This window comes from Frigoribacterium sp. 9N, assembly GCF_902506305.1.
In the GTDB taxonomy this organism is placed as follows: Bacteria; Actinomycetota; Actinomycetes; order Actinomycetales; family Microbacteriaceae; genus Frigoribacterium.
The window spans coordinates 1,585,384-1,599,450 of sequence record NZ_LR733392.1 but is presented as its reverse complement, the minus strand read 5'-3'; the positions used below and the strand labels follow the sequence as shown (position 1 = coordinate 1,599,450).

Sequence of the window (14,067 nt, the reverse complement as noted above, 5' to 3'; positions counted from 1 at the left end):
TGCGGGATCGGACGTCCGAGGCTCCCGCTGCCCCGACCTGACTGGATCACCACCGTGACCTCCGCACCCGCCTTCGCGGCGCCCGGCCCCGTCCTGACGCCGACGCTGCCCGCGACGCCGACACCGTTCGTGCCGAACCGGGGCGGCCTGCCCTCCGTCCCGGGGGAGGACGTCTCGGCCGCCCTGCCGTGGACGGACTGGTCGAGCCTGCAGTGGGCCGGCACGGTGCTGCTGGCCGTGCTCGTCGCGCTGGTCCTGACCGTCACCGTCGGTCGCATCGTGCGCAGGCTCTACCTCGTCCGCGAGCAGGAGGAGCTCGGCCACGGCGACCTCGACGGCCCGGTGCTGCCCCCGGCGCACGCGTTCACGGCCCTGGTGCCCGCGCACGGGCCGGCCGGCCTGGCCGTGACGCTCGACCTGCTGGCCCGGCAGCGGCACCCCGACGTGCGCGTCCTCGTGGCCGTCGACGCGGACGACGCCCTGACCCTCGACGTCGCCGCCTCGGCCGTTCGGCGTCACCCGGAGCGGGTCCGGATCGTCAGGACCGGCCCGCTCGCCGGGCGGACGCCCGTGGCCGCCTCCTCCCTCGCGGACGAACTCGCCCCCGACGGTGACGGCATCGTCGGCGTCTTCTCCGCGGGCGACCGGCCGCACCCCCGCCTCTTCGCCCTGGTCGACTCGGTGCTGACCCGCACGGACGCCGACGCGGTCCAGCACGCCAGCCGCCCGGCGCTCGCGGCGACCCCCTGGTGGACGCCCCGGTCGACCGTCGACCGCTGGTGGTGGTCCCGGTCGGTGGTCCGCTCCCACGGTCGCGCCGGCTTCGTGCCGCTGTCGGACAGCACGCTCTTCGTGCGTCACGCGTGGCTCGCCTGGGCGGGGGGCTGGGACGCCTCCCGCGTCGAGGCGGGCCTGGCCCTCGGCGTGCGCATGACGGCGGCCGGTGCCCGGATCGTCATCGCGACCTCGGCCGAGGCGACCACGGTCGAGCGGTCGCCGGGTGGGCTCCGCGACCTGGCCCGTGCCCGGGCGACGTGGGTCCGCGGCTGCCTGCAGGTTCTGGGGCAGGGCGACTGGCGTCGGCTCCGGCCGGGCGCGCGGCGCCGCGCCCTCGGCGTCCTCACCGAGCCGCTGGTCGACGCCGCCGTGACGGTCCTCACGGCCACGACGGTCGCCTCGACGGTCCTGGTCGGTGCACCCGTCCTCGTCGTCGCGCTCGCGGCGCTCCCGGTGCTGCCCTGGATGCTCTCGCAGCTCCTCGACGTCGGGGCCACGACGGAGGCGGCTGCGGAACAGGGGCGGCGCGCGACGAGCCGGGAGCGCCTCCTGGTCGTCGTCGGTTCGGTGCCGGACCGGCTGGTCACCCTCTGCGCGGTCGTCACGGCGGTCGCGGCGGAACTCGCGATCGTCCGCCCGCGGGTCGTCGGCCCCTCGACGAGCGCCCCGGTCCTCGCCGGGCGACCCGTCGGGCTCGACGAATCCGCCGTCGGATGACCGGCAGATGTCGCCTGTCTGGCAGTTGGCCCAGATCTGCGTACCCCGACCAAACCGATCCGGCGACGTCCCCCGAACCGGTGTCATGCCCGAACCAGAGTCCCCCGTCCAGGGGGCACGTCCCGACCGTGCCGCCACGACGAACCCGACGCCACCCCTGCGCCTCGTCGCACGGGTGAAGGAGCTCGCGACGTTCGGCGCCGTGGGCGGGATCGCCTTCGTCGTCGACGTCGGCGTGTACAACCTGCTGCGCGCCACCCTGCTCGACGACAAGCCCATCGGGGCCAAGGTCGTCTCGGTGATCGTCGCGACGGCCGTCGCCTGGCTCGGCAACCGGTACCTGACCTTCCGGGAAGGACGCAACCAGGCCGTCGTCCGTGAGGCCGTCACCTTCGGCCTCGTCAACGTGGGCGGCTTGCTGATCGCCTCGGCCTGCCTCTTCGTCTCGCACTACCTGCTGGGCTTCACGAGCCAGCTCGCCGACAACGTCGCGGCCAACGGGGTCGGTCTCGTCCTCGGGACCGCCTTCCGCTACCTGGCCTACCGCCACCTCGTCTTCCGCGGCTCGCCCGCGGTCACCACCACGGCCGACACCCCCGACCCGTCGGCCGCGCTCGCCACCGTCATCAGCCCCCGGCCGACCGACGACCCCATCCCGAAGACCACCTCGCAGGCCCACCTGCACCCGACCCCCTGACTGGAGAGTGATCCTGTGTCGACTGACCCGACCCAGATCCCGACATCACATCTCGCAGCGGGCGAACCCGCCCCGTTGCTCACCCCGCAAGCCCCCGCCGACCCGTCGCAGTTCGTCCCGAACCGTGGCTCGACCGGTGCCGCCGACTCGATGATCGGCTTCCAGCTACCCGACTGGTCGCCCCTCGAGTGGATCGGCTACTCGTCGCTGATCGTCGTGACGATCCTGCTGACCGCGGTCGCCGTGTCGACCCTCTGGTGGATGCTGCACGCCTGGCGGTCGAAGGACAACCTCGACGACAGCCAGTTCAGCGAGAACCCCCTCGACGCCGCCCACTCGTTCACCCTGCTCGTGCCCGGCCGGCACGAGGAGGAGGTCATGGGCCAGACCCTCGACCGCCTCGCCCAGCAGGACCACCCCGATTTCGAGATCATCGCGATCGTCGGCCACGACGACCCCGGCACCGAGCGGGTCGCCCGTGAGGCGGCCGCCCGTCACCCCGAGCTGATCCGCGTGGTGGTCGACTCGAGCGTGCCGAAGAACAAGCCCAAGGCGCTGAACCTGGCCCTCCAGTCGTCGCGCGGCGAGATCGTCGGCGTGTTCGACGCCGAGGACGAGGTGCACCCCCGCCTCCTGACGCTCGTCGACTCCCGGTTCACCGAGACCGACGCCGACGTGGTGCAGGGCGGCGTTCAGCTGATGAACTTCCAGAGCAGCTGGTGGAGCCTGCGGAACGTGCTCGAGTACTACTTCTGGTTCCGGTCGCGCCTGCACTTCCACGCCAAGGAGAAGTTCATCCCGCTCGGCGGCAACACCGTCTTCGTGCGCAAGGACTGGCTCGACTGGTCCGAGGGCTGGGACGCCGAGTGCCTCGCCGAGGACTGCGAGCTCGGCGTCCGCCTCTCGAGCGCCGGGGCCAAGGTCGTCGTGGCCTACAGCCCCGAGGTCGTCACCCGCGAGGAGACCCCCGGCACCTTCGTGTCGCTGCTCAAGCAGCGCACCCGCTGGAACCAGGGCTTCATGCAGGTCTACGGCAAGGGCGAGTGGAAGAAGCTGCCCCGCCTGCGCCAGCGCCTCATGGCCCGCTACCTGCTGACCATGCCGTTCATCCAGGCCGCCACCGGTCTGCTCATCCCCGTCTCGATCGTCCTGATCCTGACCACGAAGGTGCCGACCGCCATCGCACTCGTGTCGTTCGTGCCCCTGGCGCCGACGCTCGTGCTGTTGGCCGTCGAGTTCACCGGCCTGCGCGAGTTCGGGCGGGTCTACGGCCAGAAGGTCCGGGCCCGGGACTACTTCCGCCTCGTCTGGGGACTGCTGCCGTACCAGATCTTCCTCGCGCTCGCCGCGGTCCGGGCGGTCTTCCGCCAGCTGCGCGGCCTCAACGCCTGGGAGAAGACCGAGCACACCGGCGCGCACCGCGACGAGGTCGCGACCGAACCGCAGGAGGCGCCCCGCGCCTCCTCGACGGAGCCCGCCCTGGCCATGACCGGAGGTGACCGATGACCAGCACGCTGAACCGCCCCCGCGCGGCCGACACCACGGTGTCGAACGGACCGGGAACACGCGTGGTCCCCACGAAGGACCCGCGGGGCGCCCGGCCCGCGTCGTGGTTGCGTCGACACGGCGCGAGCCTCGCCTGGCTGCTGCCCGTCTTCGCCATCGCCGCGGTCGTCATGGCCTTCAACATGGACGGCTCGCCGCAACGCATCGACGACGAGGGCACCTACGCCGCCCAGGCCTGGGCCATCCAGAACCTCGGCGAGATCACCCACTACACCTACTGGTACGACCACCCGCCGGTCGGTTGGCTGCAGATCTCGGCCTACACGGCCCTGACCGGCGCCTTCTCGCGGTACGACGTCGCCGTGCTCGCCGCTCGCGAGGCGATGCTGTTCTTCACGGTCGTCTCGGTGGCCCTCGTCTGGCTGCTCGGCCGCAAGCTCGGCCTCAGCCGTCCCGCGGCCGCCGTGGCCGGTCTCGTGTTCGCCGTGTCGCCGCTGGCCCTGCAGTTCCACCGCACGGTCTACCTCGACAACGTCGCCACCCCGTGGCTCCTGGCCGCGTTCGTCTTCGCCCTGAGCAAGCGCTACCAGCTCGCCGGCTTCGCGGCGGCGTCCCTCTCGTTCGGCATCGCGGTGCTCTCGAAGGAGACGTACCTGCTGGCGCTGCCCTTCCTGGCCTGGATCATGTGGCGCGGGGCCGACAAGTCGACCCGTCGGTACACGTTGTCGATCGCGGGCAGCCTGCTCGTGCTCGTCGGCCTCGGCTACGTCGCGCTCGCCGCGGTGAAGGGCGAGCTGCTGCCCGGTGCCGGCAGGGTGAGCCTGCTCGAGGGCATCCAGTTCCAGCTCGCGACCCGTGAGGCGAGCGGCTCGGTGTTCGACACCGGCAGCCTCTTCTTCGCGACCGTGTCGCAGTGGTGGCAGCTCGACCAGGTGCTCATCGTGCTCGGCACGCTGGCCTCGGTCGTCGCGGTCTTCGTCAAGAGGCTGCGCCCGCTCGGCGTGATGATGGTGTTCCTGATCGCCTTCATGTTCCGTCCCGGCGGCTACCTGCCGGTGCCCTACGTGATCATGCTGCTGCCGTTCGCGGCGCTGCTCGTCGCGGCCGTCACCGACCATGCGGTCCGGGCGTTCCGTGCCCGTCGGGCCGGCGCGCTCTCGACCGCGGCGTCCCGCACCGGTTCGGTGGCCTGGCTCGCCCTCACCCTCGCGGCCGTCGTGGCGATCGTCCCGCTCTGGGCCGTGCAGTTGCGCGGCTTCCTGGACAGCGACCTCGACGCGCCCATGCGCAACGCCGAGAGCTGGGTCGAGACGAACGTGCCGAAGGACAGCCGCCTGCTGGTCGACGACGCGGTCTGGGTCGACCTCGTCAAGGCCGGCTTCGCCCGCGACAACGTGATCTGGTTCTACAAGATCGACACCGACGGTGCCGTCCAGGCGCAGTCGCCGAACGGCTGGCGCGACTCGGACTACCTCTTCGAGACCGAGTCGGTCCGCACCTCGGGGCCGACCTCGCCCGAGATCCGCGAGGCCCTCGCGAACTCGACCGTGATCGCCTCGTTCGGCGACGGCGACCAGCAGGTCAACGTCCGGCAGATCGACAGCCAGGGGGCCGCGCAGGCGCAGACCGAGGCGGACGACGCCGCGTCGGCCCGTTCGCAGGCCGGTGCCGAACTCGCCCAGAACCCGAACCTGCAGATCTCGTCGACCCTGTCGACGGCGCTCTCGGACGGCCGCCTCGACCCGCGCGCGATCATCGTGCTCGGTCAGCTCGCCGCCCTCGGGCCGATCTCGGTCGCCGACCCCGCGGCCCTGCCGGGCGAACAGGACGCCCTGTTCCGGCAGTTCGACGTCACCCCGCAGGGTGGTCAGTCGGTCGACGAGGTGCAGACCACGCTCGAGGGCCTGGGCAGCGTCTACGTCCCCGAGTCGGTCGTCCCCTCGGGCGACGGACTGCGCGTCACCTTCTCGGCCGTCGCACCGACGGGCGTCCTCTCGAACTGATCGCCACGCCGGCGTCCGTCCTCCACGGGCGCCGGCACCTCCTCACCGCGTCCCACCCGTCCCGGGTGGGACACCCGACCGGAAAGGACCAGCCATCGTGGCTTCCCTCTCACGCACCACCACCGCACCCGCCGCCGTCACCGGCGTCCCGTCCCGACGCCGCCGTCTCGCGACGGTGCTCGCCCTCACCGCCGCCACCGGGGTCGCCCTCGCCGGCGCCCTCGTGGGCACGTCGCCCGCGCACGCCGCCGACGGGGACGGCTGGGTCCGCGTCGGCCACCTCTCGCCCGACACGAAGGCCGTCGACGTCACGCTGACCTCGCTCAAGGGAGGGCAGGTCGTCATGGACCTCGACGACGTCACCTACGGCCAGGTCAGCCCCTACCAGGCGCTGGCCGCGGGCACCTACGTGGTCTCGATGACGGCCGCGGACGCACCCACCAGTGCCAAGCCGGTCATCACGTCGAACATCACGGTCGACAGCGGCCAGCCGATCACCGCCGTCGCCTACGGCCCGAACGACGACCTGAAGACCCAGGTCTTCACGGACGACCTGACGGCCCCGGCCGACGGCCAGGCCAAGGTCCGCCTCGTGCAGGCCGCGAACGTCAGCAAGACCGTGACGGTCGCGACGAGCACGGGCACCACCATCGCCGAGGACGCGCCCTTCGGCAGCGCCAGCGGCTACGCGCAGGTCGCGGCCGGCCCCTGGACCCTCGACCTGACCGGCAAGAAGGTGACCGGCACGAGCGACGTCGACCTCGCGGCGGGCAGCATCAACACGCTGTTCGTGCTCGACAACTCGACCGGCGGTCTGACCGTCGTCCCGGTCGTCGACAGCGCGGCCACGGCGCAGGCGCCCGTCGGTGGCGTCCAGACCGGTGGCGGCTACCTCGCCGAGCACCCGCAGAAGAGCGAGACCAAGGGCCTCTGGGCCACCGTGCTCGGCTGGTTCGGGGCCTGACGCCCGGCACCACCCGACAGGACGAGGAGGCGCGGTGAGCGACCCGTCGCACCGCGCCTCCCCGGCCCCGATCGCGTCCAGAGCGTCGACCGGGTCGACCGACCGCAGCACCGAGCAGGAGAAGAGAACGACATGACGAAGAAGACGAAGGCGCTGCTCGCAGCGGCCGTCGTGGTGGCCCTCGCCATCACCGCCGGCATCGCCTCCCTCGTCGTCGGAGGGGCCGGCGGCCCGTCGACGGACCAGGCGGGCGCGGACGCGACCGGCACCCCCGGGACGGGTACGGCCACTCCTCAGGCCCGAACGGCCGCCGAGATCGGCAAGGACTTCCTCGACGGGTACGTCGACGACGACGGCCGCGTCGTGCGTCGCGACCAGGGCGACGACACCGTCAGCGAAGGGCAGGCCTACGGGATGCTCGTCGCCGTCGGAGTGGGCGACGAGGACCGTTTCGATGCGATCTGGGACTGGACGAAGAGCAATCTGGTGCGCCCGGACGGCCTGCTGGCCTGGCAGTGGAAGGACGGCGAGGTCGTCGACGACATGCCGGCCAGCGACGCCGACGTCGACGCGGCGCGGGCCCTCGTGCTCGCCGGCTCGACCTTCGACCGCTCCGACCTCACGACCGAGGGCGTCGACCTCGGCACCGACGTGCTCGACGAGATGACGGTCTCGACCGACGTCGGCCGCATCCTGCTGCCCGGACCGTGGGCGATGGGCTCCGGCCCGTGGTCGTACAACCCCTCGTACGCGTCGCCCGCCACCTTCGCGCAGCTCGGCGAGGCCAGCGGCGACCCCCGATGGGCCGAGCTCGAGACCGGCTCGCGAGCCGTGACCACGAACATCCTCGCCTCGACGGCCCTCCCGAGCGACTGGGCCCAGGTGCAGCAGGACGGCACGACGGTCCCGCTGCCGAGCGCCGACGGGTCGTCGGGCACCGTGCAGTACAGCTACGACGCCGGTCGGCTCGCCCTGCGCTACGCCGAGTCGTGCCAGCCCGAGGACGTGGCGCTCTCGGCGTCGATGGCCTCCGTGCTGCAGCGCTACGACGAGCTGCCCATGCAGCTCGACCTCGGCGGGCAGTCGGTCGGTTCGGACCAGAGCCCCCTCGCCTACGCCGCCCGTGCCGCCGCCGAGGCCAGCGACGGCCAGCACGAACGGGCGACGGCCGACCTGCGGACCGCCGACTCCCTGTCACAGTCGACGCCGACCTACTACGGCAGCGCCTGGGCGGCGCTCGCCGCCCTGCAACTCGAGGGTTCGAGTCTCGGCGCCTGCACCCCCCTGGTGGTGAACGGATGAGCCTCTCGACGTTCGTCGCCGGTCACCGCGCGGCGGTCCTCGCCGCGGTCGCCGCCGTCGTCCTCGTGGCCGGTGGCGTGACGGTGGCCGCGGTCGCCGCCCGGCCCGACGCGGATGCACCCGGCTCCGTCGCCACGGCCCCCGCCACCACCGGTGCGACGCCGGATGCGGCGAGCGGAGCGGCCGGTGCCTTCCAGGACCCGGCAGCCCCGTCGTACACCTCGCCCCCGGCCGACGCGACGCCGGTCCGCCTGCAGATCCCCTCGATCGGGGTCGACTCCGGCCTCGAAGACCTCGGCCTCGGCGCCAAGGGCGAGCTCGACCCTCCGAAGGAGTGGCTGTCGGCCGGGTGGTACCAGGACGGCGTCGTGCCCGGGGCGGTCGGGCCAGCCGTGATCGCCGGACACGTCGACTCGGGTGATGCCCCCGCGGTGTTCGTCGACCTCGCGAAGCTCGTGCCCGGCGACGAGGTGCAGGTGACGCTGTCGACCGGCTCGGTCGAGACCTTCCGCGTCACGGGCAGCGAGCGCACCCCGAAGGCGACGTTCCCGACGAGCGACGTCTACGGGGCCAGTCCGACCCCCGGCCTCCGGCTGATCACCTGCGACGGCACCTTCGACCGGTCGACCGGGCACTACGTCGACAACCTCATCGTGTTCGCGGACCTCGTGGCCTCGTGAGCTGACGCCCGACCGACGCCTCCGACACCCGATACACGACACCCGACACCCGACACCTCCGACTCCCACCCGACGGGAAAGGACCCCACCATGAACGACGCCCTCGTCATCATCCCGACCTTCAACGAGCGCGAGAACCTCGACTGGATCGTGGGGCGCACCCTCGCCTCCGGCGCCGCGGTCGACGTGCTCGTCGTCGACGACGGCTCGCCCGACGGCACCGGAGAGCTGGCCGACGCCTACGCCGACCGCGATCCCCGCGTGCACGTGATGCACCGCACCGAGAAGGCCGGCCTCGGCGCCGCCTACCTCGCCGGCTTCGCCTGGGGGCTGGAGCGAGGCTACGACGCCCTCGTCGAGATGGACGCCGACGGCTCGCACCACCCCGAGTACCTGCCCGGCATGCTCGAGCTGCTGCGCGAGAACGACCTCGTGCTCGGCTCACGGTGGGTGCCCGGCGGCGCCGTCGAGAACTGGCCCCTCCGCCGGGAGCTGCTCAGCCGTGGCGGCAGCTGGTACACGCGGGGAGCCCTGGGCATCCGCGTGGCCGACACGACCGGTGGGTTCCGGGTGTTCCGCTCGTCCGCGCTGCGCCGGATCGACCTCGACCGGGTCGAGTCGCGGGGGTACTGCTTCCAGGTCGACCTGCTCTGGCGCGCGCTGCAGGCGGGCCTGCGGGTCGTCGAGACTCCGATCACGTTCACCGAGCGCATCCACGGCGCCTCGAAGATGAGCGGCTCGATCGTCCGGGAGTCGCTGACCAAGGTGACCCTGTGGGGTCTGCGTCGACGGTCCCGCGCCGTCGTCGAGTTGGTCGTGCGACACCGTCGCCTGCCGAGCGTCCGCGCGACCTCGCACCGGGTCGGGCCCGTGCGTGGCGGCGTGTCGACGCGCTAGCAGGGAGGCGGCACGCGCGCGCCCGGGGTGGTCAGCCCCGGGCGCGCGTCATCTGTCGTGGCCCCGGTCGGGCCCGCGTCGGCCGTGCCCGCGTCAGCGGACGATCGCGACCGAGTGCGCCGGGAGCAGCAGGCTCGACCCCGCGGCGATCGAGGCGTCGCTGGCGAACAGGACGGTCTCGGCGCTCACCGCGACCCGCGCCTCCTGGTCGGCGAGGTTGATCGCGATCCTCAGGTCACCGCGCGTCAGCACGAGCCAGCGGGCGTCGCCGTCGTACTCGACGCCCGTCTCGCCGAAGCGGGGGTCGGTCAGGGCGGGCTCGCTGCGGCGCAGCGCCCCCAGACGGCGGTACGCGTCGAGCAGCACTGCGTGGCGGCCGGTCTCGAGCTCGGACCAGTCGAGCTTGCTGTCCTCGAACGTCGAGGGCGCCTGCGGGTCGGGCACGGACGACTCGTCCCAGCCCATCTTCGCGAACTCCTCGATGCGGCCCTTCGCCGTCGCCTCGCCGAGGTCGTGCTCGGGGTGCGAGGTGAAGAACTGCCACGGGGTCGAGGCGCCCCACTCCTCGCCCATGAAGAGCATCGGCGTGTACGGACCGGCCAGGGTCAGGGCCGCGGCGATGATCAGCTGCCCGTCGTCGAGCGTCGCGGCCAGGCGGTCGCCGATCGCCCGGTTGCCGATCTGGTCGTGGTTCTGGTTGGCCACGACGAGGCGCCAGGTCGGCATGTGCTCGGTGTCGACCGGGTACCCGTGCGTCGCCTCGCGGAACGACGACCAGGTGCCGTCGTGGAAGAAGCCCTTGGTCAGCACCTTGGCCAGGGCGCCGAGCGGCTCGAAGTCGGCGTAGTAGCCCGTCGTCTCGCCGGTCAGGGCGACGTGCACGGCGTGGTGGAAGTCGTCGCTCCACTGCGCGTCGAGGCCGTAGCCCTGGCGGTGGTCGGGGCCGAAGCCGCCGCCGTCGCGCGGCGTGACGAGGCGCGGGTCGTTCAGGTCGCTCTCGGCGATCAGCGAGAGCGGCCGACGCAGGTGGCTGCTGAGCGCGGCGGTCCGCTCGGCGAGCTCCTGCAGCAGGTGGACCTCGCTGTCGTCCTTGAGGGCGTGCACGGCGTCGAGGCGCAGGCCGTCGACGTGGTAGTCGTCGAGCCACATCGCCGTGTTGTCGAGGATGAACTCGCGCACCTCGTGGGCGCCGTCGTCGTCGAGGTTGACGTTGTCGCCCCAGGTGTTCGCGTGCTTGCTCGACAGGTACGGCCCGAACAGCGGCAGGTAGTTGCCCGACGGGCCGAGGTGGTTGTACACGACGTCCTGCACGACGCCGAGACCCGCCGCGTGCGCGGCGTCCACGAAGCGCTGGTACGCCTCGGGGCCGCCGTAGTTGTCGGTCACCGTGAACCAGTCCACGCCGTCGTAGCCCCAGTTCCAACGGCCGTTGACGCCGTTCACCGGCAGCAGTTCGACCAGGTCGACGCCGAGGTCGACCAGGTGGGGCAGCTTCTCGATCGCCGAGTCGAGCGTGCCCCCGGGCGTGAAGGTGCCGACGTGCAGCTCGTAGACGACCGAACCCGCCAGCTGGCGGCCGGTCCACGCGTCGTCGGTCCACGCGAAGGCGCCCGGGTCGTAGGTCTCGCTCAGGCCGTGCACGCCGTCGGGCTGGCGACGCGAGCGGGGGTCGGGCAGCGGCGTCTCGCCCTCGGGGGAGTCGCCGCCGTCGAGTACGAAGCCGTAGCGGTGCCCCGGGCCCCGGTCGAGGTCGGCGGGGGCGCGCCACCAGCCCGTGTCGGGCTCGGCGGACAGCGGCAGCAGCTCGCCGTCGAGGTGCAGGTGGACGGTGGTCGCTTTCGGGGCCCAGACGTCGTAGACGCTCATCGGTCTCCTCGGGTTCGGAAGGGGCGGGGGAGGGGGTCGAGAAGGCACGACATGCCGCTCACGTCGAGAGGTGAGCGGCATGTCGTGACGTCTCGCCCGGGGGCGACGGTAGTCGGGCGCGACGGGGCGCGACCCGACGGGGTCAGTCCTCTGCGGGGATCAGCAGGGCGACGGGGTACGTGTCGAGCACGTCGGCCAGTCGGACGCGACCGCCCTCGTGCCGACGGCCGGTGAGCACGTCGCGGTACGCGCCTCCTGCGGTCAGGACCACGGTGTCGTCCCAGCCGCCGGCCTGCTCGAGGGCCACGGGGAGGCGGGTCGCGATCGCGAGCGCCCCGCCGCGGTCCACGGCGACGGCCGACGCGGCCTGCTCGCCGAAGACCGGCAACGCGGCGTAGCGCGTGAACAGGTCGGGTCGGTCGCGGCGCAGCGTCAGGGCGTGGTGCGTCACCACGAGCTTGGCGGCACCGGTGTCGTCGATCGCGGGCGTCGCGCCGCCGCGGACCTCGTCCAGGAGGCGCCGGCGGAGGGCGAAGTCGACCTCGCGTCGGTTGTCGGGGTCGACGAGCGAGAAGTCCCACAGCTCGCCGCCCTGGTAGACGTCGGGGCTGCCGGGGCCGGTCAGCTGCATCAGCGCGACGCCGAGGGAGTTGCTGTAACCGGGTGCACGCAGCACGTCGACGATGCGCTCGACCTCGTGACGCACCTCGTCGTCGTCGAACGCGGAGTCGACGGCGGCGTGCATCCGCCCTTCGAAGGCCTCGGCCTCGTCGGTGCGGTCGGTCCACGTGGTCGACGTGCTCGCCTCGCGGGACGCCTTCTCGGCGTAGGCGTGCAGGCGCTCGCGCGACGCGGGCCACGAGCCGACGATCGTCTGCCAGAGGATGTTCTCGAACGGGCCGTCGCCGACCGGGGCCAGCTCGCGCAGGCGTTCGAGGGTCGCCGCCCACTCGGTGGCGACCTCGGCCAGCACCGAGACGCGGGCGCGCACGTCGGCGCTGCGCTTGGTGTCGTGCGTGGAGAGGGTCGTCATGCCGAAGGGACGCTCGGCGAGGCGGACCTGCTGACGCGCGTGGAACTCGTCCGGCGTGACGGAGAACTCGCTCGGATCGGCGCCCACCTCGGTCAGCGTGGCCAGTCGGCTGTAGCGGTAGAAGGCGGTGTCCTCCACGCCCTTGGCCATGACCATGCCGCTCGTCTGCTGGAAGCGCACGGAGGCGGGGTGCGACTCGTCGCGCAGCACGGCGACGACGCGTCCGACGGCGTCGGCCAGGTCGGGGCGGTGGGTCGTGGCGACCTCGGCGGCCTCGGTCAGCCACTCGGCACCCTGCGGCAGGTAGCTGCGGTACACGGGGAAGGCTGCGGCGAGCTCGGCCAGCGCGTCGACCACGGACGGGTCGACGGTGTCGCCCTCGGCGATCAGCCGGGCGAGGCGGTTGATCTCGCTGCCGAGGATGCCGTCGGCGATGCCGCGCTTCGTGCCGAGGATCATCTCGTGCCAGTCGACGGGCTCGTCGCCGGTGGTCTCGTCCGCCCCGGCGGCGTGCTCGTCGGCGTCCACGCCGCGGGCCCGGCGCAGGCGCGCGTCGAGGGCGTCGAGGGCGGGTGCGCCGTTCGGGTCGACGAAGAGGCGGTCGAGGTCGGCGAGGGCGTCGTAGCCCGTCGTGCCGGCCGTCGCCCAGTCCTCGGGCAGGCGCTCGTCCCCCTCGAGGATCTTCTCGACGAGCACGTGGGCGTCACCCGTCAGGGCCGCGAGCAGGTCGAGGTAGCCCTTCGGGTCGGCCAGTCCGTCCGGGTGGTCGACGCGGAGGCCGTCGACCAGGCCCTCCGAGAACCAGCGGCCGATCTCGGCGTGGGACTCGGCGAAGACTCCCTCGTCCTCGACGCGGATGCCCGCGAGGGTGTTGACCGCGAAGAAGCGGCGGTAGTTCAGGTCGGTGTCGGCGCGCTTCCAGTGCACGAGCTCGTAGTGCTGCCGCGAGTGCACGGTGGCGGCGTCGTCGCCGGGCGAGCTCGTGCCCGGGGCGATCGGGTAGACGTTGTCGTAGTACTGCAGCTCGTCGCCGTCGACCGTGAGGCCCTCGATCGAGCCGTCCGCCGCGGCGGGCTCGCCGAGCACCGGCAGCAGCACCTTGTCGCCGCCGGCGGCCCAGTCGACGTCGAACGCGTCGGCGTAGCGGGATGCGCGGCCGTGGGTCAGGAGGTCCCACCACCAGACGCTCGCCTTCGGGGTGGCGACGCCGACGTGGTTCGGCACGATGTCGACCAGGACGCCGAGTCCTGCGGCGTGGGCGCGGGTCGACAGCTCGTCGAGCCCCTCGGCGCCGCCCCGCTCGGGGTCGACCTGGCTGTGGTCGACGACGTCGTACCCGTGGTCGCTGCCCGGTTCGGCGGCGAGGATCGGGGACAGGTAGACCCAGTCGGCACCGAGGTCGCGAAGGTAGGGCACCAGCTCGGCTGCCGCGTCGAGATCGAAGGAGGCGCGCACCTGCAGGCGGTACGTCGAGCGCGGGTGCATGGTCGGTTCGTGTCGGGTCACAGTTCTTCCTCGGCCGTGGCACGCAGGACGACGAGCGAGCGACCCGCCACGGGGAGTCGATCGCCGGCCCGCAGCGCCGCGGGGGCCTGCGGGGTCGAGGGCGGTTGGGTGGTGGTGGC

10 protein-coding genes are annotated in these 14,067 nt (G+C 72.7%); 8 read left to right on the top strand and 2 right to left on the bottom strand.

Features of this window, described 5'->3' with window-relative positions:
* Positions 1-54 precede the first annotated feature (54 nt).
* The 8 genes from ARTHRO9V_RS10535 (at position 55) to ARTHRO9V_RS10500 (ending at position 9,543) form a co-directional block, all read left to right on the top strand.
* Positions 55-1,494, top strand: coding sequence for a glycosyltransferase (locus ARTHRO9V_RS10535; RefSeq protein ID WP_159826993.1), 1,440 nt, complete (start codon positions 55-57; stop codon positions 1,492-1,494).
* An 85-nt stretch (positions 1,495-1,579) separates the two neighbouring features.
* The gene (locus ARTHRO9V_RS10530; protein WP_159826990.1) at positions 1,580-2,191 is read left to right on the top strand and encodes a GtrA family protein; all 612 of its coding nucleotides are present in this window, start codon (positions 1,580-1,582) and stop codon (positions 2,189-2,191) included.
* A 15-nt stretch (positions 2,192-2,206) separates the two neighbouring features.
* The gene (locus ARTHRO9V_RS10525; protein WP_233568480.1) at positions 2,207-3,697 is read left to right on the top strand and encodes a glycosyltransferase; all 1,491 of its coding nucleotides are present in this window, start codon (positions 2,207-2,209) and stop codon (positions 3,695-3,697) included.
* Positions 3,694-5,700: a glycosyltransferase family 39 protein gene (locus tag ARTHRO9V_RS10520; RefSeq protein ID WP_159826987.1), complete on the top strand. Its 2,007-nt coding sequence runs from the start codon at positions 3,694-3,696 to the stop codon at positions 5,698-5,700. The genes ARTHRO9V_RS10525 and ARTHRO9V_RS10520 overlap by 4 nt, the downstream gene beginning before the upstream one ends.
* A 97-nt stretch (positions 5,701-5,797) precedes the next feature.
* Positions 5,798-6,664, top strand: a complete 867-nt coding sequence (locus ARTHRO9V_RS10515) for a DUF4397 domain-containing protein (RefSeq protein ID WP_056048509.1) — start codon at positions 5,798-5,800, stop codon at positions 6,662-6,664.
* 132 nt (positions 6,665-6,796) lie between these two features.
* A complete protein-coding gene (locus tag ARTHRO9V_RS10510; protein ID WP_159826984.1) occupies positions 6,797-7,966 on the top strand; it encodes a glycosyl hydrolase family 8 in 1,170 nt (389 codons plus the stop codon).
* Complete coding sequence (locus tag ARTHRO9V_RS10505) at positions 7,963-8,646, top strand: class F sortase (RefSeq protein ID WP_159826981.1); 684 nt, start codon at positions 7,963-7,965, stop codon at positions 8,644-8,646. Before ARTHRO9V_RS10510 ends, ARTHRO9V_RS10505 begins: the two co-directional genes overlap by 4 nt.
* Before the next feature lie 90 nt (positions 8,647-8,736).
* A complete protein-coding gene (locus ARTHRO9V_RS10500) occupies positions 8,737-9,543 on the top strand; it encodes a polyprenol monophosphomannose synthase (RefSeq protein WP_056048503.1) in 807 nt (268 codons plus the stop codon).
* Positions 9,544-9,636: 93 nt separating this feature from the next.
* Here the strand turns inward: ARTHRO9V_RS10500 and treZ are convergent, their stop codons facing one another.
* On the bottom strand, positions 9,637-11,409 hold the full coding sequence (gene treZ / locus ARTHRO9V_RS10495) for a malto-oligosyltrehalose trehalohydrolase (protein ID WP_159826978.1): 1,773 nt from the start codon (positions 11,407-11,409) through the stop codon (positions 9,637-9,639).
* A 142-nt stretch (positions 11,410-11,551) separates the two neighbouring features.
* A complete protein-coding gene (treY, locus tag ARTHRO9V_RS10490) occupies positions 11,552-13,927 on the bottom strand; it encodes a malto-oligosyltrehalose synthase (protein WP_159828656.1) in 2,376 nt (791 codons plus the stop codon).
* Positions 13,928-14,067 lie beyond the last annotated feature (140 nt).